The organism is Blastomonas sp. CCH9-A1, assembly GCF_001557175.1.
In the GTDB taxonomy this organism is placed as follows: domain Bacteria; phylum Pseudomonadota; class Alphaproteobacteria; order Sphingomonadales; family Sphingomonadaceae; genus Blastomonas; species Blastomonas delafieldii_A.
The window spans coordinates 1-25,766 of the sequence record NZ_LSHM01000012.1; the positions used below are offsets into that span (position 1 = coordinate 1).

Consider the following 25,766-nt stretch of genomic DNA (forward strand, 5'->3'; position numbering starts at 1 on the left):
CACCACCCGCTTCGCGGGCGGTCCCCCTCCCCCAGCAAGCTGTGGGAGGATTTGAAATCAGGCAACTGGCCCCAGCAAGCTGTGGGAGGATTTGGAAACGGCAGCTGGCCCCGGAAAGCCGGGGGAGAATTTTTTACGCGATCACCCAATCAGCGGCACGTGCGGGGCGCAGTCCTTCGGGATCAGCCCGGTGAGGCGCGGGTCGTCGAGCAGTTCGATCTCGCGGCCCGTCGCGGTGAACCCCTGCGCGATATAGAAGCCGAGCGCGCGCGGATCATCGAGCGTGCAGGTGTGCACCCAGACGCGCTCCACCCCAGCGCGCCAGGCCAGCGACAGCGCCTGGCCCATCAGCCAGCCGCCAAAGCCCTGGCCGGTGAGCTGCGGGATCAGCCCAAAAAACGCGATCTCGCATTGGACAGCTTCACGAAAGTCGAGTTCGAGCAGCCCGATCTCGATGCCCTTCGGATCGAGCACCGCGAAGATCTCGACCGCCGGGTCGGTGAGGATCGCCGCCAGCGCGTCATCGGCCATCACCAGCCGCGAAAACCACAGCCACGGCTCGCCGACGCGGCGATAGAGCGTGCGATACTTGTCGTTATCGGGCGCCTTCCAGCGCTTCAATCGCAACGGCACAGGCTTTACCGGGCGTGGGCCCGGCCGGCTGCGCATCTCCAGATGCGTCACCACCGTGGCGATCTGCCCGCGCTCGACGGAAAGGAAGCGCGAGCTCATGCCCGGCCCGCCGCTGCTGCCAGCGGGCCGGATGGGCTATCAGAGCTCGGGCTCTTCATCGCCGCCCGAATCGTCTTCCTCGGGCTCGTCCTCGGGTTCATCGGCTTCCTCTTCCTCAGGCTCCTCGGCTTCCTCGGCTTCGGCTTCGTCCGCCTCTTCGGCTTCGTCTTCTGCCTCATCGGCCTCGTCCGCCTCATCAGCCTCGTCAGCTTCTTCGGCTTCGTCGGCCTCTTCCTCGGACTCATCGGCTGCTTCTGCCGACTCCTCCTCGGACGATTCCTCGCTGACCTCTTCGGCGCTTTCCTCGGACGATTCCTCGGTCACCTCTTCGGAGCTTTCCTCATAGCTTTCGCTGGTTTCCTCATAGGAAGATTCTTCCGAGCTGATCTCGCTGACATAGCTTTCGGAGGTGATCGTCTCCTCTATGATCGTCTCGCTATAGGTATATTCCTCGACGATGACGGTGCTGTATTCCTCGTAATAGCTGGCATAGCTGAAGGTCGGGGTCGAATAGGAGGCCCAGGAACCGATGGTCGCCAGATCGATCACCGCATCGAACAGCGCGAGCGTGATTTCCGCCGCCGTGCTGAACCGGGCGTTCTGGCGATTGCCGCCGAACTGGAACGCGCTGTCGCCCTTTTTCAGGAAATAGAGCACGTGCGTATCGACATCGATCGGCTTGAGCACCCGCTTGCCGCGCACATCGGTGATGATGTCACCGGGGACGATCTTGTTCTTGGCGGCAATGCCCCTGGGATCGGTCGAGATGACGAGAACGCCCTTGACCCTGGGCTTGATGCCGAACTGCGAGCGCACCGCCGGGGTCAGCTCCATCAGCGTTGCATCGATCGCGCGCGACACATAGGGCTTGGGCAGCTTGGCCGCCTGGGCAGCGGCGGGCGGTGCGGCTGCAACCGATATTACCGGCGCACCAAGCGCGAGCACGGCAAGGCCTACGCCGCACAGCAGCGTCTTGCGCGAAAAGCCGCGCGATCCAGACTTGTTCATGAATTCCCCCAATCAGCGCCGGGCTTGCGTGGGAACGATTTTCCGGACCCGCAGCCCCCTGCGAGTCGGCCCCGCGCCGGCCGCGCGAATCTGCACCAATGCTGCACGCAAATCCAGCGCGGCGAACGGTCAGAAGCGCATATTGACACGGATGTCAGCGGAAGACGCAGTTCACCCCTGACCACAGGTTGGTCACCTTCGCCTTCGCGCCGGTACCGTCGAGAATGCCCGAAAGCCCGGCGGCATTGAACTCGGTGCCCAGCGTCGTCTGCTCGATCTTCGCGTCATAGACATCGAGCAGCTGCGCGCGAGTCGAACCGATGCCGATGCCGCTGATCGTGGTTAGCCTGGGCAAAGGCTTTCCGTCCTTGCCCTTCGCTGCGGGACTGTCCGCCGCATCGAGCGCCCATCCGGCAAACAGCCCGTCAAGCGCATAGAGCGTCAGCCCGTCCTTCCAGCTGAGATAGGCGAGCGGCCCTGCCCCGCATTCCTCGGCGCGGCCGGCCTCGGCGGGGCCCTTGAGCTTTTCGGTAACCAGCTTGAGCTGATCGAGCGGCACGCCGAAGGAAAGCGGGCGGGTCGCGCCGCTATCGGGATCGACCAGGCGCAGCCCCTCGCCGTCGAGGCTCATCACCGGCGGATGCTGCGCAGCGCCCGCCTCTGCCGCGACATCGCCTTGAGACAGGTCGATCTGCGGATGGCCCGGCGGCAGCTCGATCCCGGCTTGCGGATCGCCCTCGGCCGGTTTCTCCGCCGGTTGCTGGCACGCGGCAAGCAGGGCAGTGACAAGAACGACGGTGGCGAGGCGGTGCGGGACGGGCTTGGTCATGGCGACGATGATTACGCCAGCCATCGCCCAGCGCAAGGCGGCATTTGCGCCGCCCGCGCCCGGGCGGTCGTCAGCCGTTCGAGAGCATCAGGGCCGGCTTGTCGTCGCCGCTCGCGATCTTTGGCGCGATGACCTTGCTCTTGTGGCGGAACTGGCCATCGACATGGCCGCCCTGTTCGATCGTGATCGTCTCGTAGCTGACATCGCCGGTGACATTGGCGGTTGCGGTGATGACGAGATCGCGCGCGTCAACCGATCCGTCGACCGTACCTGCAAGTCGCGCCGATTCGGCGCTGATCGCGCCGTGGATGCTGCTCGCTTCGCCCTGCACCAGCGAGGCGCAGGAGATGTCGCCTTCCACCCGGCCATCGACATGCAGGTCGACCGTGGCCGAGATATTGCCGGTGATCACGACGTCCGCGCCGATAACCGAGAAGGTGGAATGTCCGACCATGCTGCTTCCTGACCTGTTCGAGCGGGCGTTAGCGGGCGGCGTCGTCGGTCCGCTGTTCGGCGACGGCTTGGATCTTGAGAACATCGCGATTGGCCTCCAGAAACGGGCGCGGGTTCATGGCGCGGTCATTGTGCCGCACCTCGAAATGCAGGTGCGTGCCGGTGGAACGACCGGTGCTGCCCATGCCGCCCAGCCGCTCGCCCTTGTCGACCTTCTGACCGACCCTCACGCCGATCGACGACATATGCGCATAGCGGGTGACCAGGCCGTTGCCGTGCGCCACTTCGACGCAATTGCCATAGCCCGATTTCACGCCGGCGAAAACGATCTTGCCCTGCGCCGCGGCAAGGATCGGCGATCCGGGCGCGCCCTTGAAATCGATGCCGCTGTGCAAGGCGGCGGCGCCGGTGAACGGGTCACGGCGATAGCCGAAACCGCTGGTGATCGCGGGGGCCACAGCGGGCGTGCCCGAGGGGATGGCGACGAGGCCACGCTCCAGCGCGTCCATGCGCGCGAGCGTCTGGCCCAGAGTGGTGAAGCGCGGATCGAGCCGGGCATTGCCCGAGCCCTTGAACGGAATGAACGGACCACCCTGTGCGTTGGCGCTGGCCTTGGCAACGCTCTCCGGGTTCAGTCCGAACTTGCGGATTGCCTGTTCGGCATTGCGCGCGCGGACGGTGGCGGCGCGGGTAAGCTGTTCAACAAATGCGATCTGCCGCGCTTCCATCCGGGCGAGCCCTGCCGCTTCGGGGACCATCGCGCTGATCTTGCGCGCGGTCTGCGCGGCCTCGTCGCTGGTGCCCTTTTCGGTGCTGCCGACGACGGTGCTCGCATCCTCGCTCGCGGCTTGCTCGCCGATATAGCTGGTGACGATGTCCTCCAGAAAAGCCTGGCGCTTCTCGAGGTCCTTGGCAACGTCCTCGACCGAGGAGCGATAGGCCTTGACCCGGCTCGCCGAGCTTTCGATCTCGGCCTGGCGCTGGACGAGTGCTAGGCGCTCCATGCTGATGCTGTACTGGCTGACCAGCATCGCGAGCGTGACGACCAGCCACAACAGCAATGCAGCGGCCACAGCCCCGGCGACGGTCATCTGCAGGCGTGCAGAGACCTTGACGAATTTGATCTGCCCCTGTGACCGCATGAAAAATTCACGATCAGGGAACCATAGCGCAAGCGCGTCCGTTACGCGCTTGCGCATCGTTAGAATGCGCATGCGACCCGTTCGACCCTAAAATTGACCCCGCAGCGCCGCTAGCAAAGGGTCCGATGGATAGCGAATCGACTCCTGCGGCTTTGCCACGAATCGGACGAGTCGTGCGATGAGTTGCAACCTGGCGTGATTTTTCCGCAATTTTCTTGTCATTCCCCCTGCCAGAATCGTCGCAGCAAACGGTTGCGAGTCGTTTTTTTCCTATATTTGCGACGAACCGAGTCGCGGCTTGGAACCTTTTGGCTTGGCTGTTACACGCCGCAGCCATGATTGAAGCCGTTGCCAGCACCGCCAGCGCCTCACCGCAGGACGTGATCGCCACCTGCTGCACCGCCGCGCGCCATGCCGCCAAACTGCTGCGCACCCTGCCGGATGCCACCAAGGCCGATGCGCTGCGCGCCGCCGCAGCCGCACTGCGTGAGGATGCGGAGCCGATCCTCGCGGCCAATGCGCGCGACATGGCGGCGGGCGAAGCGCGCGGACTGTCTGCGGCGATGCTCGACCGGCTGAAGCTCGACGAGGCGAGGCTCGCAGCGATTGCGGACAGCGTCGAAGCCGTCGCCACCCTGCCCGATCCGGTAGGCGAGGAGATCGACCGGCGCACCGCGCCTGCCGGCATGACGCTGCGCCGGGTGCGCGTGCCGATCGGCGTGATCGGCATCATCTATGAAAGCCGCCCAAACGTCACCGTCGACGCTGCGGTGCTTTGCGTCCGATCGGGCAATGCCGCGATCCTGCGCGGCGGCAGCGAGGCAATGCACTCCAACCGCGCGCTTCACGCCAGCCTGTCGCGCGGCCTCGCATCGGCGGGCCTGCCCGAAGCCGCAGTGCAGCTCGTGCCGACCCAGGACCGCGCAGCCGTCGGCGCGATGCTCGCGGCGGCGGGCGGTATCGACCTCATCATTCCGCGCGGCGGCAAGTCGCTGGTGGCGCGCGTCCAGGCCGATGCGCGCGTTCCCGTGCTCGCGCATCTCGACGGCATCTGTCACAGCTTCGTCCATGCGAGCGCCGATCCGGCGATGGCGGAAAAGATTGCGCTCAACGCCAAGCTGCGCCGCACCGGCGTATGCGGATCGATGGAGACGCTGCTGATCGACCGCGATTATCCGCATGGCGCATCGCTGCTCGCCGCGCTCGCCGATGCGGGCTGCGAATTGCGCGGCGACGACATGGTGATGGAGCTCGAACCGCGCGCCGTGTCGGCCAGCGACGAGGACTGGGATACCGAATATCTCGACGCGATCCTGTCTGTCGGCTTCGTCGCGGGGCTCGACGGCGCGCTCGCGCATATCGCGCGGCACAGCTCGGGCCATACCGATGCGATCATCACCAGCGACATGGACGCCGCCGCCCGCTTCCAGGCCGAGGTCGACAGCGCGATCGTGATGGTCAACGCCTCGAGCCAGTTTGCCGATGGCGGCGAATTCGGGCTCGGCGCCGAGATCGGCATCGCCACCGGACGGCTGCACGCGCGTGGGCCCGTGGCGCTCGAAGGGCTGACCACCTATAAATGGCTGGTCGACGGCGAGGGCCATATCCGCGCCTGAGCCGAGGTTGCCGCGCCCACGTATACAATGTATACATGCGGACATGAGCAAGTCGCAGATCATCACCGCCCGTATCGATCCCGAGATCATGGACCTGGTCGATCGTGTTGCGAAAGCGCAGGGCCGCAGCCGCTCCTGGCTCGCCGCGCGCGCGATCGAGAAGATGGTGCGCGCCGAAGTCGCAATGATGGACTTCATCCAGCAGGGCGAGGACGACATCGCCGCCGGGCGCTTCCTCACGCAGGAGCAGATGGAGGAGTGGGTCGCCAACTTGCGCTCCGAAGCCAAGGCCAAGATTGCCGAGCAGGACGCCAAAGCCCAGCAAGAGCAAGATAAAGCGGCGTGATGCGCGTCACCTGGTCGCTGCGCGCGCAGGACGACTTCAACATCATCTATCGGCAGGCGCTCGACGACGACGCCAGATATGCACTGGATTTGGTCAGCGCGCTTGAAAAGGCCATCGCCCGCTTGTCCGAACTCCCTCAAATCGGCGCACCGGTCGGATCGGCCGATCACCGCAAATGGCGTATGGTACGAACGCCGTTCCTGATCATTTATCGCGCGGGCGATCAGGGCTTGCACATCCTCCGCGTCCTTCACGAGCGCCAGGACTGGAGCATCGAACCATGAACGGCCGTCCCGTCCGCACCGGCCTGATGGGCGGATCGTTCAACCCGGCGCATCGCGGGCACCGGGCGATCAGCCTGTTCGCGATGGAGGCCTTGGGGCTCGACGAAATCTGGTGGCTGGTCAGCCCTGGCAATCCGCTGAAGGACGGAGCAAGTGACATGGCGCCGTTCAAGGCGCGGCTCGCCTCGGCGCGCGTCATGACGCGGCGCAGCCGGATTCGCGCGACCGGAATCGAGACCAAACTGGGCACGCGCTACACCGTCGAGACGCTCGAAAAGATCACGTCGCGCTATCCAAAACGCGACTTCGTCTGGATCATGGGCGCGGACAATCTGGCGGGATTCCACCGCTGGAAGCACTGGCGCACCATCGCCCGGCAAATGCCGATTGCAGTTGTCGCCCGTCCGGGATATGATGGCGCCGCCATTTCGGGCCCCGCAATGGCCTGGTTCGGGCATCGTGTCCGTCCCCGCAGCCAGGCAAGAGACTGGACACGATGGAGTTTGCCAGCGCTTGTGCTGATGCGCTTTCGTCCTGATCCGCGATCTGCCACGGCCCTGCGCCGTCAGGATCCCGACTGGTTTCTGGATTACGCCGACACAATCGTGCGCGATGCAGTAACCCGGCAGGTCTTTGCGTGACAGCCGGTCCAGCCACTCCGCCCGTCCTTCAGGACGTTTCCTTCAACCCGCCCTTTCCCCTCGTGCGCCATCGCAACGCTTGCGGTGCCGCATCCGTTCAACAGATGCCTTTGTGCAAGGAGCTCCATTGACCAACCTCTCTCAAGCCCATCAGTCGGTCGCCAGCCCGCCCCCGTCGGCCACCGATCTGCAACTGGCCGAAGCCAGCAAGCTGCACGCGCTGGTGATGCAGTCGCTCGACGACGATCAGGCGCAGGAGGTGGTTTCGATCCCGCTCGCCGGAAAGAGCAACATCGCCGATTTCATGGTGATCGCCTCGGGCCGTTCGACCCGCCAGGTCGCCTCGATGGCGCAGAAGCTGGCCGAGCGGATCAAGGAAGCCGGTGGCAGCGCGCGGATCGAAGGGCTGACCAATGCCGATTGGGTGCTGATCGACGCGGGCGATGTCATCGTCCACCTGTTCCGTCCCGAGGTGCGCAGCTTCTACAATCTGGAGCGCATGTGGGCCTTTGGCGACGCGCCCGAGGCTCCGAACGCCTGAGCCTGTAACAGGCCGGGGGGCTGAGGCAGCATGCGCCTGCACATCATCGCGCGCGGCAAGATCGGCCGGTCGCCCGAGGCCGAGCTGGTGCAGCGCTATGCCAAGCGCATCCAGTGGCCGCTCAGCATCACCGAACTGCCCGATCGCGGTGGCACCGTTCCGCCCGCGCCGCAGGGCAGCCGCACGGTGATGCTCGACGAACTCGGCAAGCAGCTGACCTCGATGGAAATCGCCGAGAAGCTCGGCCGCTGGCGCGACGATGGCGTGCGCGAAACCCGCTTCCTGATCGGCGCGGCGGACGGCTTCGATGATGCCGAACGCGCCAATGCCGATCTGCTGATCGCGTTCGGCAAGGCGACCTGGCCGCACATGATGGCGCGCGCGATGCTCGCCGAACAGCTCTACCGCGCGACCAGCATCCTGGCCGGCCATCCCTATCATCGCGAAGGCTGACGCTGTGCGGATGCGTGCGCTTGTTCTCGCGATGGTGACAGGAGCCGCCGTGATCGCAGCGCTGCCCGGCAGCGCCGCCGCGCCTGCCCGCCCCGTCAATCTGCTCGAACAGGAGCGCACCGCACTCGCCCGCGCGCTCGCCGATGCGAAAGCCGCCGCCCGGCGCAGTGCCACGCTCGAACGCCAGGCCGACAGCGCCGTGGCCGAGGCGGACAAGGCACGTGCCGAAGCGCGTGTCGTCGCCTCGCGCGTGCAGCAGGCCGAAGCCGAGATTGCCGCTGCCGAAGCGCGGGTCAAGATCATCGCGACCTTGCAGCGCGCGCAGCGGGCCAGGCTCGCCGCGCGCCAGCAGCCGCTCGCCCGGCTGACGGCCGCGCTGCAATCCATGGCGCGGCGGCCCACCGTACTCGCCCTGGTTCAGCCCGGATCGATCGATGACCTGGTGCGCGTCCGTGCGGTGCTCGCCACCACCCTGCCCCGGGTCGAGGCGGAAACCGCAAGCTTACGCAAGGACATCGCCCGTTCGCGCGATCTCGCGCACCAGGCGACGCGCGCCGCCGCGCTGCAGCGCGAGGGTCGCCAGCAGCTCGCCTATCGCCGCGCCGAGCTTGCCCGGCTCGAGGCGCGCGCGCGCAACCGGTCCCGCGAGTTGGCGAGCACCTCGCGGCTCGAGGAGGAACGCGCGCTGGGTTTGAGCGAACGCGCGCGCGATCTCGACAGCCTGGTGGATGACCTCGAGGCGAGCGCGACGCTGCGCCAGCAACTCGCATCGTTGGAAGGCCCGGTCCTTCGCCCGCCCCGCCCGCAAGCCTCTGAGGTGGTCGAAAATGCCGCGCCGCCCGCCACCAACGCCCGCCCCGCCTATCGGCTGCCCGCGGCCGGCGCGATCGTCACCGGCTTTGGCGAGGTCGCCGCGACCGGCGTGCGATCGCGCGGGCTGACGCTTGCCACGCGGCCCGGCGCGCAACTGGTCGCGCCGGCCGATGGCCGCATCGCCTTTGCCGGAGCCTATCGCGGCTTCGGCCAGATCGTCATCATCGAACATGTCGGTGGCTGGACCAGCCTGATCACCGGGCTGGCGCGCACGCGGTTGAAAGTCGGCGAACGCATCGCGCAGGGCGACCCGATCGGCCGCGCTGCCGACAACCGTCCGCGCATCACCGTCGAGCTGCGCCGCAACGGGCGTCCGATCGACATTGCCGCCCTTATCTCCTGACAGCGTCCGTTCACCGCGCAGCAAGCTTTCGCACGCACAACAGGCGTTGGTCGAAGCGCATCCGGTGCCGGTGGCAAAGCATCTGGCAATTGGGCGCGCGCAGGACTAGATTGCATGGGCCGCGCCAGGGGTAAGCGCGAAGCACCTGCCTGGGGAATGCCGTTGCCATCGTCGATGGCCAGAAGCGGCACGATCCGGGCCCGACATAGCCGGTTCAAGAACAAGGTTGCCATTCGATGATGAAATCCCGCCTCGCCCGAGCCTCTGCCATCGCGCTTGCGGTGGCCCTGGTGCCGATCACCACCTCGGCCATTTCGCAGGTCGAATCCGACACCCAGGCGGAGATCGCGAAATTCGTCGACATTTTCGAGCGGGTGAAGACCGATTATGTCGAGCCGGTCGATGACGACAAGCTGGTGCGCGGCGCGATCGACGGCATGCTCGCCGCGCTCGACCCGCATTCGAGCTATCTCGACGCGCGCGATTTCGCCAATCTGCGTACCCAGACCGAGGGCATGTATGGTGGCCTTGGCCTGTCGGTGACGATGCAGGACGGCGCGGTCAAGGTGATCGCCCCCACCCGCGAGACCCCCGCCGACAAGGCTGGGATCAAGGCCGGCGACTATATTACGCATCTCGACGGCAAGCTGATCTATGGCGGCACGCTCGACGATGCGGTCGATCAGATGCGCGGCGAACCGGGCACCTCGATCAAGCTGACCATCGTGCGCGAAGGCCGCGACAAGCCGTTCGACGTGACCATCACCCGCGCGATCATCGACTTGAAGCCCGTGACCTGGGAAGTGAAGGACGATATCGGCATCATCACCATCGCCAGCTTCACCTCGAGCGTGGGCGAGGATGTGAACCAGGCGATCGCGGATATCGAGGCCAAGCTGGGCCGCAAGCCGGTCGGCTATGTGCTCGACATGCGCTCCAACCCCGGCGGGCTGCTCGACGAGGCCGTCGCGGTCTCCGACGTGTTCCTGCAAAAGGGCGAGATCGTCTCGCAGCGTGGCCGTCACAAGGGCGATATCGAGCGCTATTATGCACGGCCCGGCGATGCGACCGGCGGCCTGCCGCTGATCGTGCTGGTCGATTCCGGTTCGGCCTCGGCTTCGGAAATCGTTGCAGGCGCGCTGCAGGATCATCGCCGTGCGCTGGTCATGGGCGAACGCAGCTTCGGCAAGGGATCGGTGCAGACGCTGCTGCCGCTCTCGCGCACCTCGGCGCTCAAGCTGACGACGGCGCGCTATTTCACCCCCTCGGGCAAGTCGGTGCAGGAAGGCGGTATCGAGCCCGATATCGCGGTGCCGCAGATTTCCGACCCCGACTACAAGACGCGAATGAAGCTGCGCGAATCCGATCTGCGTGGCCATTTGATCAACGAGATCGGACTCGACGACAAGGATCTGGAGGTCGACAAGCTGGACGATCCGCGCTTCACGATGACGCCCGAGCAGCTCAAGGAAAAGGGCATCGAGGACTTCCAGCTCTATTATGCGCTCGCCACCCTGCAGCGCACGACGCTGGCCAGTTCGCGACTTTCGGCAACCCGCCCGATCGCCGCGCGTTCTGCTGTCGGGGGACGTCCGGCAATGCGCCGGAACTGATCTCGCATCCTTTGCTGCACACCAATATCGGGGGCTTGCTGACATGACTTCGCGCGCGCCGCGTTTCGCCGCATGGCTGGCGTTCCTTCTGCCCGCATCGCTGCTGGGCGGAGCGCTGATCAGCCAATATGTGTTCGGGCTGTACCCGTGCGAGATGTGCTATTGGCAGCGCTGGCCCCATTGGGCGGCGCTGGTACTGGGCGGGATCGCGGTGCTCGCGGTCAAGCGTGTCGAGGGCCTGGGTGTTGCCATGGCATCGCTCGCCGCGATCGCCATCGCGGTCAGCGGACTGATCGGCGGTTTCCATGCCGGGGTCGAATATGGCTGGTGGGAAGGGTTGACCCGCTGTGCCACCGCCGCACCGATGGGCAACACCACCGAGGACGTGCTCAATTCGATCATGGCCAATCCCCTGGTCCGCTGCGACACCGCGCCCTGGTCGCTGTTCGGCATCTCGCTGGCTGGCTATAATTTTCTCTTGTCGCTGGCCGGGGCGAGCGCCATCTATCTGCTGCTGCGCCGCAGAAAGACCGGGACGATTGCCGCATGACCCATGAGAACGAACCGCTCCAGCCCGTCCGCAAGGAGCTTGACCTGTCGGAGATGATCCGCGTCAACCAGGCGGGCGAATATGGCGCGACCCGCATCTATGCCGGGCAGCGCGCAGTGATGGGCGATCATGTACCCGAAGCGCGCGCGATTGCGGGCATGGCCGAGCAGGAAGAGGTGCACCGCGCGTTCTTCGACAAGCTGATGGCCGAACGCGGCGTCCGCCCGACTGCACTGCAGCCCTTCTGGAATGTCGCGGGCTTTGGCCTGGGCGCGGTTACCGCGCTCATCGGTCCCAAGGCGGCGATGGCCTGCACCGTCGCGGTCGAGACCGAGATCGACCGGCATTATGCCGAACAGCTCGAGGAACTGGGCGACAGCGACCCCGAGCTCAGCGCCGCCATCGCCAAGTTCCGCGACGAGGAGCTGGAGCACAAGGATCGTGCGCTGGCAGAAGGCGCCGAACAGGCCTTCGGCTATCCGGTGATGAGCGCGGTGATCCGCATGGGCTGCCGCGCGGCAATTGCGCTTTCCAAGCGCATCTGACCGCTGATCACGCGCCGTTCATCCGGCGCAGGCTATTGGCCAAGAACGACAGAATCCAAGTGGAGGACGACATGAAGAAGACCGGCACCCTGGCAGCCCTGCTGCTGATCGGAACGGCCTTCGCCGCCCCCGCCGCCGCGCAGGACAATGCGGGCGACAAGGTCGTCCAGAAGATCGTCTATGGCGATGACGCTTGCGAGCCCTCGAGCGACCCGAACGAGATCGTCGTGTGCATGCGCATGGACGAGCAGGAGCGCTATCGCATCCCCGAAAAACTGCGCAGCGATCCCAATTCGATCGCCAATACCAGCTGGACCGAGCGCGTCCGCTCGATGGAGACCGTCGGCAATTTCGGCACCGACAGCTGCTCGCCGGTCGGCGTGGGCGGCTTTACCGGTTGCACGCAGACGCTGGTCCAGGCCGCACGCGCCGAAAAGAAACAGGGTGAAGAGGCGATTGCCGGTCGTCTGATCGAGGAAGAGCGCCAGCGTCGCCTGTCGAACATCGACCGCGATGCTGCAGCCGTCGAGGCGCGGCAGAAGGAGATCGAGGCACAGCTCGACGCGCGGAAGGCCGAACGCGAAGCTGCCGCTGCCGCGATGCGCGCGCAGGCCAATGGCGAGGAAGTGCCGCCGCGCCCCGAGCCGGAAGCGCCGTCGCCGGAATGATCTCAACCGCCTTGCACGCCTAACACACCTGGCGCATATAGGAAGGAGCGATGGCGCTTCGCCTTCGCGAGCAGGGAGCGCGCGGCAATGTCGGCAAGTCTGGCAGACGATCTGGTTTTCGCTGTCCCATCTTCGGATGAACTGAGCGCCGGTCTTCAGCCGCTTGATCCGCGCTACCGATCGGTCATCCGCATCTTGACCGCGCTGGTGCTGCTGCCGGTCACGATTGCAGCAACGGTGGTCGAGTTCGCGCTGGTCGCCAAGGACGTCGGCGAGCATGGCATGATCATAGCGCCGGTGCTGGCGCTTGCTGCGTTCATCCTCGTCTTCCTGCCGCAGCGCAAATGGAAGCGCTGGGGTTTCAGCGACACGCAGGAGCAGCTTCGCGTCGCGCGCGGATGGATGTTCCGCACCGATACCATCGTGCCGTTCAAGCGCATCCAGCATATCGATCTGGGCGAAGGGCCGATCGAGCGGATGTTCGGCCTCGCCAGCCTGACGGTCCACACCGCCGGCACGCACAACAGCATCGTCACCCTGCCCGGCCTTGCCCGAAATCAAGCCGAGGCGATGCGCGATGCGATGCGGCTGCACATCCGCCGCGAGGCCGAATGAGCGACGCTCTCAGCGCCGATCTGCCCGCCACGCTGCCTGCTGCCGACGCTGGCAGCGATCGGCGCCTCCACCCGCTGACCCTGATGCTCAACCTGGTCAGACAGCTGCCCCAGGCAATTCTGGGCCTGATCGCGCTGCGTTTCACCGGGCCAGACGAGCTCAAGCCCTGGGTGGGGCTGTTTGCGCTGGTGGCGATCCTCGCCATGTTCGGATTCGAATTCTACCGCTGGTGGCGCTTTTCGTACCGGCTCGATCCCGAGGAACTGCGCATCGCGAGCGGGGTGTTCAGCCGCAACGTCCGCTCGATCCCCTATGAACGCATCCAGGATGTCAATCTGGAACAGGGTCCGCTCGCACGGGTGGTCGGCCTCGCCAAGGTCCGGCTGGAGACCGGCAGCAGCGGCAGCGGTGACGAGGGCGCGCTCGATTCGGTCGACCTCGCCGAAGCCGAGCGGCTGCGCGACGTCATCCGCCTGCGCAAGGCCCAGCAGGCCGATGGCGCGCTCCCGGGCCAGAGCGAAGCCGGTGCCGAGGCGACAGCCCTGCCCCAGACCGAGGCGCCGTTGCTGTTCGGCATGGACAACCAGCGCATCCTGACCGCGGGTGTCTTCAATTTTTCGCTGGTGTTCTTCGCGGTGGTCGGCGCAGTGGTCAACAATCTCGACTTCCTGATGCCCGATGACTTCTGGAACCCGCGCCGCCTGCTCGATTTCCTGGGGCTCGAAGATCTGTTCGCCGCGCTGGATCTTGCCGCGCGCATCGCATCGGTGATTGCGGCGCTGATCGGGCTCGTGGTGGTCGGGCTGGTCGGCGGGATCGTCCGCACCTTCCTGCGCGAATATGGCTTCCGCCTCGAACGTACCGAGACCGGCTTTCGCCGCCGCCGCGGGCTGCTGACGCTGACCGATGTCGTCATGCCGCTGCACCGCATCCAGGCCGCCGTCATCGCCACCGGCCCGATCCGCCGCCGCTTCGGCTGGTACGAACTCAAGGTGCAGAGTCTCGCCAGCGACAGCGACAAGGAGAGCGATCACAGCATCGCCCCGCTCGCCACCGCAGACGAGCTGCGCCACGTGCTGGGCGAGACACGGATTGCCTGGGAGACCGACTATCCGGCGATGCGCGCGGTCGATCCGGCCATGTGGTGGGTGCCGCTGGTCTTCGCACTGCCCGTGCCGATCCTTGGCCTCGGCATCTCGGCCTATCTGGCCAGTCCCCTTATCGCGCTCGCCTATCTGCTGCTGCCGCTGGTCCCGCTGATCAGCTGGCTGCACTGGCGCGCGCACCGCTATGCGCTGCTGGGCGACCAGGTCTATGTCCGCGACGGCTTCTGGAACCAGCAGCTGACCCTGCTGCCGCTGCGCCGAGTGCAGAGCGTCGACATCAAGCAGAGCTTTGTCGGTCGGTTCATCGGCCAGACCGAGATTGCGATCGGGGTTGCGGGCCGGTCCGGCGCGGTCACGATCCAGGCGATCCCACTGGGCGACGCGATCGCGCTGCGCGAACAGCTGCTCGGCGGTCCGGTCAGAAATCCACCGTCAGGAACATTGTGACCTGGCGCGGCGCGTTGACCTGATAGCTGCCGCTGCCGACGAGCGCGAGGTCATAGGTGTTGGCGACATTGAGCATCGTCACGCGCAGAAGTGCGGGATTGTCGCCCAGATCGAAGCGCCAGCGGAAGCCCGCATCGATGATTGTCCGGGCAGGCAGGAAGACAAGGTTGCGCGTATCGGCGGCGCGGGTACCGCGATGCGTGACATTAAGCGTCAGCTGCACGCCGTCGAGCCCCGGCACCTCATATTGCGTCGCCAGCGTCAGGATGCGCGAGGGCTGGCCGAGCGGCCGGCGCCCGACGCGCCCCTGCTCGACCGCCTCGCCGGTGACGCGCGGTTTCATCAGCACCGCGCCAGCCACCACCGTGAGCCGGCGCACGAGCGTCCCGGTCGCCGACAGCTCGACCCCGCGATGGCGCACGTCGCCCAGCTCGCGTAAGACATTCGCGCTATCGGCAGCGAAATAGGGTTTGCGGACATCGAACAGCCCCGCGACCAGGCTCATGCCGCCGGGGATCTTCCAGCGCAGCCCGGCATCGACCTGGCTGGTGAGGATCGCGGGCAGCGCCTCGGTCCGGTTGGCGGCATTGTCGGGCGCGATGCCGCTTTCCTCGAGCCCCCTGGTATAGCCGCCGTAAAAGGCGAGCCGTTTCGTCGCCTCGACAGAGGCGGTGACATTGGGCAGCCAGGCCTCGTCATCGGTCTTTGCCAGCGCCGCGCCGGGGCGATCGACGCGCTTGCGATACCAGGTGTGCTGCAGGCCGACGCTCAGCCCGCCGACGCCCTGCCAGCGCCCGTCATAGGCAATCCCCGCAATCGCCTGGCGCACCGTCTCGTCGGTCTGGGGGTTGAAGCGGAAATCGGGCTCGGGCGCATCGAGCACCTGCTCGACCGGCGCGCGCGCATAGCTGATCGACGCCCCTCCCCCATAGCGGCTCACCCGCTCGCGCCCGCGCAGCGCCGCATGCAGCGTGTGGCGGCGCGGGCCTTCGGCGAAGCTCTTGCTGATCCGAAGCTCGCCGCTGGTGCCGGCGAGCGAGAGCGGGGGGTCGCTGGTGATGCGGCGGACAGCGGTGCCATCGGGGCGGAGCGCGGTGAAATTGGTCGCGAAATTGGTCGCGCTGTCGGAAGTCGAGCGGAACAGGCCCGCCGCCAGATCCCAGCCATTGCCCAGCCCCGCCTTCGTCAGCGCGCCATAATGCTGCACCGTGTTGCGCTGGTCAGCCCATTCGGGGCCGGGGAATTTCCGGCGCTCGATCCGGGGCGGCAGGAACGCGCCCTCGGGCGTGTAGAGCGGCGCGGCCTCGCGATTGTACAGGTCGATCCGGCTCCAGAACGGGATCACCTCGATATTGCGCCCCGGCTTCCAGCGCGCCGCAAGCGCATAGGAGCCGAAGAACGACTGGTTGCCCGGCGCGAGCTCGTCGACGAACCCGGCAGCCCCCGCGACCAGGCTCAGTCGGTCCTTAATCACCGGGATTTGCGTATCGATCTCCAGCCTGCCGCCGCCCCAGCTGTTGAGGCCTAGCATCGTGCTGACAACCAGATCGTTGCCCGCAGGACGTATCTTGTAGTCGACAATTCCCGTCGGTGCCGGGAAGAGATAGTTCTGCGCGGTCAGGCCGACGCGCACGACATTACTCTGCACCAGCCGGTCGGTGAACGCGGCGGGGCGATCGAAATACAGGCCTTCGAGCCGGATGTTGTTGGCGGTGACAGGCGAAAAGCCGCGCGCGTCATTCCCGTCCCGGTATCGGTGACACATAGCGAGATATACTGACCCGGTTTCATGTCCTGCTCAGCGGCAGATCGATCGTCGAACCACTTGTTCGCGGTCTCGATGGTCAGCCGACCGCCCTCAGGCATCGCATCGCGCGCATTGATACACAGATTGAGCAGCGCGTTTTCGAGCTGGTGCGCATCGATATGGGTCGTCCACAAGCTGCTGGCCTCTACAATTTCAAGCTGCACCTGCGGGCCGACGGTACGCCGCACGAGCTCTTCCATGCCCGATACCAGCCGATTGACATCGACTGTCTTGGGGTCGAGCGTCTGACGCCGCGAAAAGGCAAGCAATCGATGGGTCAGGGCCGCGGCGCGCTTTACGGCCCCCTGCGCTGCATGAGCGTAGCGATCGAGCGTATCGAGCCGCCCCTGAGCGATGCGCGCCTGAATCATTTCAAGGCTGCCGCCGATCGCCGCGAGCAGATTGTTGAAGTCGTGCGCAAGCCCTCCGGTCAGCTGCCCCACTGCCTCCATCTTTTGCGCCTGACGCAACGCCTCCTCGGTCCGCAGCAACTGCCCGGTGCGCTCTTCAACCCGCGCCTCGAGCGTGACATTGAGATCGCGAAGCTCGGCTTCGGCCCGGGCGCGCTCGATATGGGCCCATGACCGGTCGGCAACGTCGCGGATCAGCGCAAGCTCGTCCTCGGTCCACGCCCGCGGTGCCCCGTCATGGATGGCCATCAAAGCGACCAGCCGCCCCTCGCGGATCAGCGGCATGCAGATGGTCGCGCCGATCCCGATCTGCTGGAAGGTCGCCGCTTCCTGAGGCGCAAGCTCGGCAACGATGTCCTGGATGACCAAAGGTCGCCCAGCGCGCAGTTCCTGCACGGCGCGCTTGCCGAACAGCGCAAGGCTATAGCGCCCAATGATGCTCTCCAGCCCCGGTGCCGCCCAGTCGCCGCGGATGGTGAACCCGTCCTGGTCCTCGTCCATGTCCGCATAGGCACAGCTTGTGACGCGCATGTGCTCGCCCACCATCCTGGTGGTGATGGCCATGACTGCATCCGCGTCGCCCGCCTCCGTCGCGGCGCGTCCGACGGAGTCGAGAAAGGTCAGCCGGTCATTGGCGACCCGCAAGGCAAGCTCCGCCCGTCGCCGCTCGACGGCAATGCGCGTGCGATCGGCCACCTCGCGTACGAAATCGATCTCGTCTTCGCGCCAGCAGCGCGGCGTGCCATGGTTCAGATAGAAGAGCGCAACCATCGCGCCCTGCTCCATCACCGGCATGTTGACGACCGCCTGGGCGGTGATCGCCTTCAGTGCTTCGGCGGTGGCAATGGTGCGCGGATCGGTCTCCGCATTCTCGAACCAGACCGTCTCTCCCCTGACCAGGTCCTCGATATAGCTGCCATAGTCGCGAAAATTGAGCGTACCTGCCAGGCTGGTGACGCCTGGCGCGTTCCAGTCCTTCTCGATGGTAATCGTTTCGGCCACCGGATCGACCGTCCCATAGCCAGCCCGATCGACATCCAGCGTCTCGCCCAGGATCTGCGCTGCCGCGAACGAGATATCGGCGCCATTGTCGAGGTCGCGAAATGCGTCCGACAGCGCGATCAGCCCTTGGCGCATCCGCTCGGCCCGCACCCTGTCAGTGATGTCGAGCGAAATGCCGGTGAGCTTTGCATGGCGGCCATCGGAATGCACAGCCGGCCTTCCGCGCAAGGCTACCCAGCGAATCTCGCCCTGCGGCGTCTGAACCTTGCACTCGATATCGCAATCCATGCGCCGCTCGATGCTGGAGGCCAGGCTCTGGCGCACGAGCTCGCGGTCATCGGCGTGCACTGCGGCTAGAAGATCATCATAGCTGAGCGGTTGATCATCCCGAAATCCGAAATTGACGCGGCAGGCCGGCGAGGTCTCCAGTGTCATTTCAGGCGATGTCAGGCTCCAGGCGCCAAACCTTCCCGCTTCCAGCGTGAAGCGCAGTTCGGCGTCGCTCGCCTTCTGCTCGCGCAGGCGGCCCGCGAGTTCGGAGACCAACGCCGCATTGCTGCTTTCAAGATTGGCCAGCCGCTCGCGCTCGAGCGTCACGTCGAGCTGGCTGGCGAAGAAATAGGCAAGCTCGCCGGCGGCATCCCTTACGGGCGCAATCAGCAACCGGTTCCAGAAAGGTTCGCCATCCTTGCGATAGTTGAGCAGATCCAGCTCGATCGGCCGAACATCCTCTAGCGCTTGACGCAGTCGCGCGACCGCGTCTCGATCCGTGTCCGCGCCCTGCAGAAAGCGGCAATTGCGCCCGATGATTTCGTCTCGCTCGTATCCTGCAAGCCGACAGAATGCATCATTGACGAACACGATCGGATTGTCGGGCTGGCGAGGATCGGTGATGACCATGGGCATGCGCGTGGCCCGCACGGCGGCGATGAACGGATCGGTATTTGCATCGCTTCCGTCGATCGCGGCGGCAATGCGGGCGGCGTCGAGTTGCGCCTGTTCGGCATGCGTCATTGGCTGATCATGCAGGTAAGCGATCGCGGGGAGATAGGGGGCACGCCTGAATTCCGTAAGTGAATGAAGTGTCTCCAGCCAACTCGGGAGCGGTCGATCAGTTCCTCATTCCGGCCCAGGGCGGCAGCGGGAAGGGATCGCCACCGTGTTCGATCCCTTCCCGCTGAAAACAATCAATCGACGATGATCGCGTTGCCCATGCGATAGCCGCGTTCGGCCATTTCCTCGATATAATGCACCCGCTCGTGCTTCAGCTCGACGGCATATTCTTCCCAGGCGTCGCGGCGGTCCTCGATGTCGGTGGCACGGCGCAAGTCGCTGCCCAGCTCCTTTTGCGCCTCGGTGACGTTGATGCGATAATCGAACCATAGGCGGTTCTCGATCCCGGCAATGGGCAGGCCGATGATGCGCGATTCCTCGGCGCGGGCGACCTGTTCCTCGTGCAGCATCGGGACCGCTGCCGTGGCTGCGGCTGCGAAGCCCAGAAAGGCGATCGACGTCGTGACAAATTTGATCATGCTATTCTCCCTTTGCTGAGTGCCGCCATGGCAAGCGGTCAAAAGGGAAACGATCGGTACATCCGGTTTAATCCGTTAATGATGCACATTCTTTCGGCGGAGCACCGAGCGGCGGCCGTTCAGATAAAGGAAGGCGGACGCCGGGAGAGTGTCCGCCTTGAGGAGGCCGCGGTTTGCTGCCCGCACAGGCAGCGAGCAGCACACCGCAGCTGGACTCGGCTTCAAGACAAGCCGATCATTCCGAAGGCTCCGCCGCTTCTGGCGCAGCGGCTGTGCTGCCGGTCTCGGCCAGCACCAGCGCATTGCCAGAGGCCGAGAACATGCCGGCCGGCAGCGAGCGTGTGACATTGCCCTGTTTCACCACGATCTGCTCGACCGCGCCCCGGCTGTTCGCGACGACGTCCTTCACCTTGCCGAGCGATGATCCGTCGGCCAGCGTGACCGGCATGCCGCGGCTGACCATCGCAGCACCGTCACCAGCCGCCGCCGCGCTGCCCGCAACGGCCAGCGGACTGGCCAGCAGCGATCCGCTTGCAGCGCCCGCGCCACTTCCCGCCGCGGTCGCTCCGGCAGGCATTGTGACCCCACGCACGCTTGAGACAGCCTCGCCAGCGCGGGCGCGCGTTCCCTGCGCGATGGGGGCAACCGCGTCGGTCAGGGCGTCCATGCCGATCAGCTGGGCCTGCGCGCTGCCCTGGCCGCTCGCCGTGCCGGAGCCTTGCGCCTCGGTCATCGTGTCGGCGGGCGGCACCACGATATCGGCCAGGCTGGCGCTCGAGGCGAGGACCGAGCCGTTCGCGCTGCGTTGAGCCGAGACGGTGCCGCGCCGCGCATCGACCGATTGCGTGCCGGTGGTCGAGCCATTGGCTTCGGCCGAACCGCGTACGGTGCGCGTAGTCCGCTCGAGCGTGCCGCCGACCGGGCGTTCGATCCCTCCCCCGAGCGTTTCGCCCAATGTACCGCCCAGAGTGCCACCCAATGCGCCGCCAAGTCCGCCACCGCCGAGCAGTTGCGCCTGGGCGGCAGCCGGGATCAACGCGACCGTCGCGGCGGCAATCAGAATCTTCTTCATGATGGGTTCCTTTCAGCTTGAACGCGGGCATCACTGCCTGCCCGTCTGAAAGGACAACGCTTCGCCTGGCCGGTTTAATTCATGGCTTCGCCGGAAAGTTCACGGCTTGCAGGCGCATTGTTCGCACAACAAGCCGCGCCCGAAACGCTTGTCTTCACCCCTGGGCCCCAGATCGCGCGCTTCCCGATCAAGCCTCGCCTGCCAGTCGCCGCCCCTGGCCAGCGCATCGGCAAGTCTGATGGCGACCAGCGGCGTGGCGAAAGATGTACCGCGCAGGCTGACCGGCCTGCCCCTGGCATTTATCGCGTGAACCTCTGCCCCGGGCGCCGCATAGTCGACATGCAGCGCCCGCCCCGCCTCGATCAGCGCGCGTCCCTTCCGATCCACCCCGGTCACCGCCACGACAGCGTCATAGGATGCGGGATAGGCAGGCGGCGCAGCCGGCCCGTCATTGCCCACCGCTGCAACGATGACGATGCCGCGTCGCTGCGCCTGCCGGATCGCGCGTTCGAGCACGGCATTGCGCGGGCCGACCAGGCTGATCGTGACCAGCTTGCAGCCACTGCTCGCCAGCCAGCCGAGTGCCCGGACGATGGCCAGCGCGTTGCCCCCAGCGGGATCGCTGCCATAGACATCCGCCACCCATAGCCGGCCTGCGCCTTCATTGCGCAGCAGGCTGACGATCGCGCTGCCATGATCGGAGGCCAGCGGTGCCCCCTTGGCAAAGCCCTTGATGGCTATCGGACGAAAGGATGGCCCCGGTGCACCATCAATGATGCCGATGGGCGTATCGACCGGCGATCCTGCGGTTGCCGCCAGGAGCGCGGAGCTGGGCAGAGCCGAGCTCTGTCGGCCGAGCGAACCCGATTGCCAGTGCAGATTGTCCACCGCGATTTCGGCCTCGGGCGCAGCCTTCCGCGCCAGCGCTTCGGCCCTGGCGAGGCTGAGACCAGCTGGAACGCGCAGCCGCACGATCGCGAGGTCGAGGCCCTCGACCTGTTCCTCGGCGATCACCGAAAAGCCCGCGCGCCGGAGGGCATCCGTCGCGCTTTCGGTCGGACCGGTGACCAGGATCTCGCCCCGCCGCGCCAGATCGCCGCGCATGTCAGTTTCGACCAGATCGCGGTTCTGCCGCAGCAGCTGGGTCAATCGCCTGTCGCGCAACTGCAGCAATCGGTCAGCCTCGCGCTGGGCCAGCCTGCCCAGTCCGTCGATCCCATTTCCGGCCGTGTCGAGAAGGTCACCGACCCCGCGCCCGATGCCAGGCAACCCGACATTGCCCAGCGGCGTTTGCAACTGCGCAAACAGCGGTGTTGCCGCAAGCAGCGCGCCGCAGGTCAGCATGCTCAGGATCATGGCGGGGATGCGCATTTCTTTTCCGTCCGATTTTTTCGCTTAACCATGGATGAAACGCACGAGGCCAGCCGTTTCATCCATCAGAAAGGCCTGGACCCTGACACAAACGTTCGAGACCCTGCTCGTCGACCTGCTGCCGCGAATGCGGCGGTTCGCCTATGGCCTGACCGGGGCATCGGCGGATGCCGACGATCTGTGCCAGATGGCGATCGAACGGGCGCTGGCGCGTCGCGACCAGTGGCAGCCGGGAACGCGCCTCGACAGCTGGATATACAAGATCATGCGCAACCTGTTCATCGACGAAATCCGCGCCACCCGGCGCCGCCGCGAAACCTTCGTGCCCGATGAGGCAGGCCTCGCCATCGGGGCCGAAGGCGGCCAGGAGGCGACGGTCGAACTCGCGATGATCGACCGGGCCATGCTGCGCCTTCCCGACGAACAGCGTGAAGCGGTCCTGCTGGTGATGGTCGAAGGCTGTTCCTACAAGGAGGCGGCCGAGATTGTCGGCTGTCCTGTCGGCACGCTCAATTCGCGCCTGGTGCGTGGTCGCGATGCCCTGATGGACCTGCTGGAGGATGCGGCATGACCGTGACGCCCGAATTGATCGCCGCCTTTGCCGATGGCGAGCTAGGCGCTGACGAGAGGCGTCGGGTGGGAGCCGCGATCGCCGCCGATCCCGAACTGGCAGCGCAGCTCGATCGGCATCGCAGGCTCAAGAGCCTGCTGACGGCCCGCTATGCGCCCATCGCCGCAGAACCGGTACCCGATCGGCTGCTGACCCTGATCGCGCAATCCGCGCATGCCGAGACAGGCTCGGGCGAGGTCGTGAGCTTCGCGCAGGCGCGTGCCAGACGCAGTCTTGCCCCGATGGTGCGGCGCTGGTTGCCGGTGGCAGGCCCCGCCCTGGCGGCATCGCTGGTGCTCGCGATCTGGCAGCCCTGGCAGGGTTCGCAGCCAGCAGGTTATGCGGATAGCGCGCTCGCGACCGTGCTCGAGTCCCGGCTTGTGGCGGAGCAGCCGACCAACGCCGATCCGCGCATTCTGCTCAGTTTCCAGGCCAGCGATGGTTCGGTCTGTCGCGCATGGCGCAGCACCGCCGATGGCGGCATCGCCTGTCGCGACGGCAAGGGCTGGAAAGTGACGCGGCGCTTCGCCGGATCGCGGGAATCGGACCGCGAATACCGGCAGGCAGGCAGCGACGCGGACATTCTTGCCGTCGCGCAGGAGATGGCGAAAGACGGAGCGATGGATGCGCAGGCGGAGCGAAGTGCCCGCGCCGCTGGCTGGCTCAACCTTCGATAATCGATGCCAGCGCCCGCGCGACGCGGGGCAGCGTTTCGGGATGCGACCACATCGGGTGTTCGCGCGAGCGGTCCGACAGCTCGGTTTCGCGCCCCGCCAATATTCCGCCGATCGCCCCGCCCATGAAGACGAGGCGCTGGTTGAGCAGGTCGCCTGGGCAATGCGCCATCAGCCGTCGAACCTCTTCCAGACAGCGCTGATAGCCCGAGTTCCAGCGCCCCTCGAGCGCGTCCATGAACAGCGCGCGGTTCGATAGCTGGAGCCCGACCACGAAGCGGTTGTAGCATTCTCCCCAGGACGGCGGATCGGGATCGATCGAGGTCTCGACCAGAATCTCCATCACCTCGAGCACGCTGTGCGGGCCGCCCGCGGCCGTGGCACGGTCCAACGCAGCATTGCGGCGCGCATCGATCGCTTGCGCGCCATCGATCACAAGCTGCCGGATCAGCGCCTCTTTCGACCCGAAATGATAGGTGATCGCGGCATGGTTCTTCTGCCCTGCCGCCTCGGCAATCTGCCGCACGGTGACGCCATCGATCCCGCGTTCGGCAAAAAGCTTGAGCGCCACTTCCTTCAGATGCTGCGGCGCTGGCGATTGCGCGGTCGACGGGTCACGGGCCATGGCCTGGATTTGCCATTGACAGCTCGGCGCGTCAAATGCATTTATCCATATGGATAAAAGAGAGGTGGCGGATGATCGAGGGGATAAACCTCGCGGCGCTGGAAGGCTGGATGGACGCCCAAGGCGTCGGTACTGGACCGATTGCCGAAGCGCGGCTGCTGTCGGGCGGGACGCAGAACATCCTGATGCGTTTTCGCCGGGGTGAAGCGGCCTATGTACTGCGAAGGCCCCCGCCGGTGCCGCGCGCCAGTTCCAACGACACGATGCGGCGCGAGGCGCGCGTTCTGGCCGCGCTCGACGGCAGTGCCGTGCCCCATCCGCGATTGATCGCCGCCTGCGCCGACGATCAGGTCCTGGGTGTCGCCTTCTACCTGATGGAACCGGTCGACGGCTTCAACCCGACCCAGGGCCTGCCGGATTTCCACGCGAACGACGCTGCCGCACGCCACCGGATCGGGCTGTCGATGGTCGAGGCGATCGCGGCGCTCGGCGCGATCGATTATCGGGCGGTCGGGCTCGACGGGTTCGGCAAGCCCGACAATTATCTCGAGCGGCAGGTCGGGCGCTGGAAGGCGCAGCTTGCGGGCTATGCCGACCTGCCCGGCTGGCCCGGCCCCGGCGCAATCCCCGGCGTCGATCAGGTCGCCCACTGGCTCGATGCACATCGACCTGCGGATTTCCACCCCGGAATCATCCATGGCGATTTTCACCTGGCCAATGTGATGGTGCGTCCCGACAGCGGGGACCTGGCGGCGGTGGTCGACTGGGAACTGAGTACGATCGGCGATCCGCTGCTCGACCTTGGCTGGCTGCTCGCGACCTGGCCCGAGGACGATGTGCCGCGCGCCACCGATGTCGCCATCACGCCATGGGAGGGATTTGCAAGCCCCGACGAACTGGTGGCGCATTATGCCGCAGCCAGCGGGCGCGAACTGTCGGCGCTCGACTGGTACGTCGTGCTCGCCTGTTTCAAGCTCGGGATCATCCTGGAGGGCACGCACGCGCGCGCCTGCGCCGGCAAGGCGCCGAAGGAAACCGGCGATCGCCTGCACGCCCACACGCTCGACCTGTTCGAACGCGCGCTGCGCCGCATCAGATGAAGGGAAAAGCCATGATAGACGATACCGATTTCACGGGCCGGAAGGTGCTGGTCGTCGGCGGGTCGAGCGGCATCGGCAACGGCATCGCGCAAGCCTTTCGCGCGCGCGGCGGCGAGGTGCATGTCTGGGGCACGCGCGCTTCGGCCAGCGATTACGATCCGGCGGACGGATCGGACCTGACCGGCCTTGGCTACACCGGTGTCGATGTCGGTAATCCCGATGCGATCGAGGCGGCGGATCTGCCATTCGATAGCCTGGATGTGCTGATCCTGTGCCAGGGCACCGTGGTCTATCGGCGTGGCGAGTTCGAGCGCGAAGGCTGGGACCGGGTGATGGCGGTCAATCTCGACAGCCTGATGCACATTTCGCGCAAGTTCCGCGCGCAATTGTCGCAGGCAAGCGGATCGATCGTCATCGTCAGCTCGATTTCGGGGCTGAAGGCCAATATCGGCAATCCCGCTTATGCGGCATCCAAGGCGGGGGCGATCAGCCTCACCAAGACGCTGGGTCAGGCCTTTGCGGCAGATGGCATCCGCGTCAACGGTCTCGCCCCCGGGCTGGTCGATACCAAGCTGACCAAGGTGACCACACAGAACGCCGAGCGGCTGCAAGGCGCGCTCGCGCAGATCCCGCAGCGGCGGATGGGCACGCCCGAGGACATGGCGGGCGCCGCGATCTTCCTGGCATCGCCGCTCGCTTCCTATGTCACCGGCCACACGCTCATCGTCGATGGCGGGCTCTCCCTGTAACGAAAGGCA

General features: G+C 66.0%; 28 protein-coding genes. 17 read left to right on the forward strand and 11 right to left on the reverse strand.

The genetic code is table 11. From position 1 onward, the window contains the following. Positions 1-141: 141 nt before the first annotated feature. The 5 genes from AX725_RS03300 to AX725_RS03320 form a co-directional block, all read right to left on the reverse strand. A complete protein-coding gene (locus AX725_RS03300; RefSeq protein WP_060980129.1) occupies positions 142-732 on the reverse strand; it encodes a GNAT family N-acetyltransferase in 591 nt (196 codons plus the stop codon). A 39-nt stretch (positions 733-771) separates the two neighbouring features. Further along, positions 772-1,740 carry a PDZ domain-containing protein gene (locus tag AX725_RS03305; RefSeq protein WP_060980128.1) on the reverse strand — a complete coding sequence of 323 codons (969 nt, stop codon included), beginning with the start codon at positions 1,738-1,740 and terminating at the stop codon, positions 772-774. 154 nt (positions 1,741-1,894) lie between these two features. Continuing rightward, entirely contained in the window at positions 1,895-2,593 is a 699-nt protein-coding gene (locus AX725_RS03310; protein ID WP_060980127.1) for a hypothetical protein, read from the reverse strand. A gap of 46 nt (positions 2,594-2,639) precedes the next feature. Next, positions 2,640-3,023, reverse strand: coding sequence for a bactofilin family protein (locus AX725_RS03315; protein ID WP_208598111.1), 384 nt, complete (start codon positions 3,021-3,023; stop codon positions 2,640-2,642). Positions 3,024-3,051: 28 nt separating this feature from the next. Next, on the reverse strand, positions 3,052-4,164 hold the full coding sequence (locus AX725_RS03320; protein WP_230962397.1) for a M23 family metallopeptidase: 1,113 nt from the start codon (positions 4,162-4,164) through the stop codon (positions 3,052-3,054). Positions 4,165-4,499: 335 nt separating this feature from the next. Here AX725_RS03320 and AX725_RS03325 point away from each other — a divergent pair, with 335 nt between their 5' ends. From AX725_RS03325 to AX725_RS03385, 13 genes are all read left to right on the forward strand, one after another. Beyond that, positions 4,500-5,780, forward strand: a complete 1,281-nt coding sequence (locus AX725_RS03325; protein ID WP_060980124.1) for a glutamate-5-semialdehyde dehydrogenase — start codon at positions 4,500-4,502, stop codon at positions 5,778-5,780. Between the two features lie 43 nt (positions 5,781-5,823). Further along, positions 5,824-6,126, forward strand: a complete 303-nt coding sequence (locus AX725_RS03330; RefSeq protein WP_060980123.1) for a CopG family ribbon-helix-helix protein — start codon at positions 5,824-5,826, stop codon at positions 6,124-6,126. After that, complete coding sequence (locus tag AX725_RS03335) at positions 6,126-6,410, forward strand: type II toxin-antitoxin system RelE/ParE family toxin (protein WP_060980122.1); 285 nt, start codon at positions 6,126-6,128, stop codon at positions 6,408-6,410. Before AX725_RS03330 ends, AX725_RS03335 begins: the two co-directional genes overlap by 1 nt. Next, positions 6,407-7,051, forward strand: a complete 645-nt coding sequence (locus tag AX725_RS03340; RefSeq protein ID WP_060980121.1) for a nicotinate-nucleotide adenylyltransferase — start codon at positions 6,407-6,409, stop codon at positions 7,049-7,051. The genes AX725_RS03335 and AX725_RS03340 overlap by 4 nt, the downstream gene beginning before the upstream one ends. Positions 7,052-7,238: 187 nt before the next feature. Continuing rightward, a complete protein-coding gene (rsfS, locus tag AX725_RS03345) occupies positions 7,239-7,592 on the forward strand; it encodes a ribosome silencing factor (RefSeq protein WP_081096834.1) in 354 nt (117 codons plus the stop codon). A gap of 30 nt (positions 7,593-7,622) precedes the next feature. Then, positions 7,623-8,045, forward strand: a complete 423-nt coding sequence (locus AX725_RS03350) for a 23S rRNA (pseudouridine(1915)-N(3))-methyltransferase RlmH (RefSeq protein WP_060980119.1) — start codon at positions 7,623-7,625, stop codon at positions 8,043-8,045. Between the two features lie 10 nt (positions 8,046-8,055). Further along, complete coding sequence (locus tag AX725_RS03355; RefSeq protein WP_099046571.1) at positions 8,056-9,261, forward strand: murein hydrolase activator EnvC family protein; 1,206 nt, start codon at positions 8,056-8,058, stop codon at positions 9,259-9,261. Between the two features lie 239 nt (positions 9,262-9,500). Continuing rightward, positions 9,501-10,874 carry a S41 family peptidase gene (locus AX725_RS03360; protein ID WP_060980133.1) on the forward strand — a complete coding sequence of 458 codons (1,374 nt, stop codon included), beginning with the start codon at positions 9,501-9,503 and terminating at the stop codon, positions 10,872-10,874. A gap of 43 nt (positions 10,875-10,917) precedes the next feature. Further along, complete coding sequence (locus AX725_RS03365) at positions 10,918-11,424, forward strand: disulfide bond formation protein B (RefSeq protein ID WP_060980117.1); 507 nt, start codon at positions 10,918-10,920, stop codon at positions 11,422-11,424. After that, complete coding sequence (locus tag AX725_RS03370) at positions 11,421-11,969, forward strand: demethoxyubiquinone hydroxylase family protein (RefSeq protein ID WP_081097070.1); 549 nt, start codon at positions 11,421-11,423, stop codon at positions 11,967-11,969. The genes AX725_RS03365 and AX725_RS03370 overlap by 4 nt, the downstream gene beginning before the upstream one ends. A 71-nt stretch (positions 11,970-12,040) precedes the next feature. Beyond that, complete coding sequence (locus tag AX725_RS03375; protein ID WP_060980116.1) at positions 12,041-12,637, forward strand: hypothetical protein; 597 nt, start codon at positions 12,041-12,043, stop codon at positions 12,635-12,637. 87 nt (positions 12,638-12,724) lie between these two features. Beyond that, positions 12,725-13,252, forward strand: a complete 528-nt coding sequence (locus AX725_RS03380) for a PH domain-containing protein (protein ID WP_060980115.1) — start codon at positions 12,725-12,727, stop codon at positions 13,250-13,252. Continuing rightward, positions 13,249-14,805, forward strand: coding sequence for a PH domain-containing protein (locus tag AX725_RS03385; RefSeq protein ID WP_060980114.1), 1,557 nt, complete (start codon positions 13,249-13,251; stop codon positions 14,803-14,805). The genes AX725_RS03380 and AX725_RS03385 overlap by 4 nt, the downstream gene beginning before the upstream one ends. On the opposite strand, the gene AX725_RS21410 is transcribed toward AX725_RS03385, so the two are convergent. The 5 genes from AX725_RS21410 to AX725_RS03405 all read right to left on the reverse strand — a co-directional run bounded on the left by AX725_RS21410 (position 14,777) and on the right by AX725_RS03405 (position 21,999). Beyond that, positions 14,777-16,336 (reverse strand): TonB-dependent receptor domain-containing protein, encoded by a 1,560-nt coding sequence (locus AX725_RS21410; protein WP_231733270.1) that lies wholly within the window; start codon positions 16,334-16,336, stop codon positions 14,777-14,779. The two genes, AX725_RS03385 and AX725_RS21410, sit on opposite strands and share 29 nt — an antisense overlap. An 86-nt stretch (positions 16,337-16,422) precedes the next feature. Continuing rightward, positions 16,423-19,038 carry a PAS domain-containing protein gene (locus AX725_RS21415; RefSeq protein WP_082737491.1) on the reverse strand — a complete coding sequence of 872 codons (2,616 nt, stop codon included), beginning with the start codon at positions 19,036-19,038 and terminating at the stop codon, positions 16,423-16,425. A gap of 173 nt (positions 19,039-19,211) precedes the next feature. Beyond that, on the reverse strand, positions 19,212-19,556 hold the full coding sequence (locus tag AX725_RS03395) for a hypothetical protein (protein WP_060978308.1): 345 nt from the start codon (positions 19,554-19,556) through the stop codon (positions 19,212-19,214). Positions 19,557-19,791: 235 nt separating this feature from the next. Continuing rightward, entirely contained in the window at positions 19,792-20,628 is an 837-nt protein-coding gene (locus AX725_RS03400) for a hypothetical protein (protein ID WP_060978307.1), read from the reverse strand. Between the two features lie 99 nt (positions 20,629-20,727). Beyond that, positions 20,728-21,999 (reverse strand): S8 family serine peptidase, encoded by a 1,272-nt coding sequence (locus AX725_RS03405; protein ID WP_067512251.1) that lies wholly within the window; start codon positions 21,997-21,999, stop codon positions 20,728-20,730. A gap of 34 nt (positions 22,000-22,033) precedes the next feature. Between AX725_RS03405 and AX725_RS03410 the strand changes: the two genes are divergently transcribed. Both AX725_RS03410 and AX725_RS03415 read left to right on the forward strand, forming a co-directional pair. After that, complete coding sequence (locus tag AX725_RS03410; RefSeq protein WP_081096934.1) at positions 22,034-22,570, forward strand: RNA polymerase sigma factor; 537 nt, start codon at positions 22,034-22,036, stop codon at positions 22,568-22,570. Next, on the forward strand, positions 22,567-23,286 hold the full coding sequence (locus AX725_RS03415) for an anti-sigma factor (RefSeq protein WP_066113783.1): 720 nt from the start codon (positions 22,567-22,569) through the stop codon (positions 23,284-23,286). Before AX725_RS03410 ends, AX725_RS03415 begins: the two co-directional genes overlap by 4 nt. Here AX725_RS03415 and AX725_RS03420 read toward each other — a convergent pair. Continuing rightward, positions 23,273-23,908, reverse strand: coding sequence for a TetR/AcrR family transcriptional regulator (locus AX725_RS03420; protein WP_060978305.1), 636 nt, complete (start codon positions 23,906-23,908; stop codon positions 23,273-23,275). The two genes, AX725_RS03415 and AX725_RS03420, sit on opposite strands and share 14 nt — an antisense overlap. A 71-nt stretch (positions 23,909-23,979) precedes the next feature. Between AX725_RS03420 and AX725_RS03425 the strand changes: the two genes are divergently transcribed. Together AX725_RS03425 and AX725_RS03430 are read left to right on the forward strand one after the other, a co-directional pair. Further along, complete coding sequence (locus AX725_RS03425; protein ID WP_060978304.1) at positions 23,980-25,008, forward strand: phosphotransferase family protein; 1,029 nt, start codon at positions 23,980-23,982, stop codon at positions 25,006-25,008. Positions 25,009-25,019: 11 nt separating this feature from the next. Beyond that, entirely contained in the window at positions 25,020-25,757 is a 738-nt protein-coding gene (locus AX725_RS03430; protein ID WP_060978370.1) for an SDR family NAD(P)-dependent oxidoreductase, read from the forward strand. Positions 25,758-25,766 lie beyond the last annotated feature (9 nt).

Bases quoted from the DNA above. Each gene is read 5' to 3' on its own strand.
- AX725_RS03300 (WP_060980129.1), bottom strand. From the start codon at position 732: ATGAGCTCGCGCTTCCTTTCCGTCGAGCGCGGGCAGATCGCCACGGTG.
- AX725_RS03305 (WP_060980128.1), bottom strand. From the start codon at position 1,740: ATGAACAAGTCTGGATCGCGCGGCTTTTCGCGCAAGACGCTGCTGTGC.
- AX725_RS03310 (WP_060980127.1), bottom strand. From the start codon at position 2,593: ATGGCTGGCGTAATCATCGTCGCCATGACCAAGCCCGTCCCGCACCGC.
- AX725_RS03315 (WP_208598111.1), bottom strand. From the start codon at position 3,023: ATGGTCGGACATTCCACCTTCTCGGTTATCGGCGCGGACGTCGTGATC.
- AX725_RS03320 (WP_230962397.1), bottom strand. From the start codon at position 4,164: ATGCGGTCACAGGGGCAGATCAAATTCGTCAAGGTCTCTGCACGCCTG.
- AX725_RS03325 (WP_060980124.1), top strand. From the start codon at position 4,500: ATGATTGAAGCCGTTGCCAGCACCGCCAGCGCCTCACCGCAGGACGTG.
- AX725_RS03330 (WP_060980123.1), top strand. From the start codon at position 5,824: ATGAGCAAGTCGCAGATCATCACCGCCCGTATCGATCCCGAGATCATG.
- AX725_RS03335 (WP_060980122.1), top strand. From the start codon at position 6,126: ATGCGCGTCACCTGGTCGCTGCGCGCGCAGGACGACTTCAACATCATC.
- AX725_RS03340 (WP_060980121.1), top strand. From the start codon at position 6,407: ATGAACGGCCGTCCCGTCCGCACCGGCCTGATGGGCGGATCGTTCAAC.
- AX725_RS03350 (WP_060980119.1), top strand. From the start codon at position 7,623: ATGCGCCTGCACATCATCGCGCGCGGCAAGATCGGCCGGTCGCCCGAG.
- AX725_RS03355 (WP_099046571.1), top strand. From the start codon at position 8,056: ATGCGTGCGCTTGTTCTCGCGATGGTGACAGGAGCCGCCGTGATCGCA.
- AX725_RS03360 (WP_060980133.1), top strand. From the start codon at position 9,501: ATGAAATCCCGCCTCGCCCGAGCCTCTGCCATCGCGCTTGCGGTGGCC.
- AX725_RS03365 (WP_060980117.1), top strand. From the start codon at position 10,918: ATGACTTCGCGCGCGCCGCGTTTCGCCGCATGGCTGGCGTTCCTTCTG.
- AX725_RS03370 (WP_081097070.1), top strand. From the start codon at position 11,421: ATGACCCATGAGAACGAACCGCTCCAGCCCGTCCGCAAGGAGCTTGAC.
- AX725_RS03375 (WP_060980116.1), top strand. From the start codon at position 12,041: ATGAAGAAGACCGGCACCCTGGCAGCCCTGCTGCTGATCGGAACGGCC.
- AX725_RS03380 (WP_060980115.1), top strand. From the start codon at position 12,725: ATGTCGGCAAGTCTGGCAGACGATCTGGTTTTCGCTGTCCCATCTTCG.
- AX725_RS03385 (WP_060980114.1), top strand. From the start codon at position 13,249: ATGAGCGACGCTCTCAGCGCCGATCTGCCCGCCACGCTGCCTGCTGCC.
- AX725_RS21410 (WP_231733270.1), bottom strand. From the start codon at position 16,336: ATGCTAGGCCTCAACAGCTGGGGCGGCGGCAGGCTGGAGATCGATACG.
- AX725_RS21415 (WP_082737491.1), bottom strand. From the start codon at position 19,038: ATGACGCATGCCGAACAGGCGCAACTCGACGCCGCCCGCATTGCCGCC.
- AX725_RS03395 (WP_060978308.1), bottom strand. From the start codon at position 19,556: ATGATCAAATTTGTCACGACGTCGATCGCCTTTCTGGGCTTCGCAGCC.
- AX725_RS03400 (WP_060978307.1), bottom strand. From the start codon at position 20,628: ATGAAGAAGATTCTGATTGCCGCCGCGACGGTCGCGTTGATCCCGGCT.
- AX725_RS03405 (WP_067512251.1), bottom strand. From the start codon at position 21,999: ATGCGCATCCCCGCCATGATCCTGAGCATGCTGACCTGCGGCGCGCTG.
- AX725_RS03410 (WP_081096934.1), top strand. From the start codon at position 22,034: ATGAAACGCACGAGGCCAGCCGTTTCATCCATCAGAAAGGCCTGGACC.
- AX725_RS03415 (WP_066113783.1), top strand. From the start codon at position 22,567: ATGACCGTGACGCCCGAATTGATCGCCGCCTTTGCCGATGGCGAGCTA.
- AX725_RS03420 (WP_060978305.1), bottom strand. From the start codon at position 23,908: ATGGCCCGTGACCCGTCGACCGCGCAATCGCCAGCGCCGCAGCATCTG.
- AX725_RS03425 (WP_060978304.1), top strand. From the start codon at position 23,980: ATGATCGAGGGGATAAACCTCGCGGCGCTGGAAGGCTGGATGGACGCC.
- AX725_RS03430 (WP_060978370.1), top strand. From the start codon at position 25,020: ATGATAGACGATACCGATTTCACGGGCCGGAAGGTGCTGGTCGTCGGC.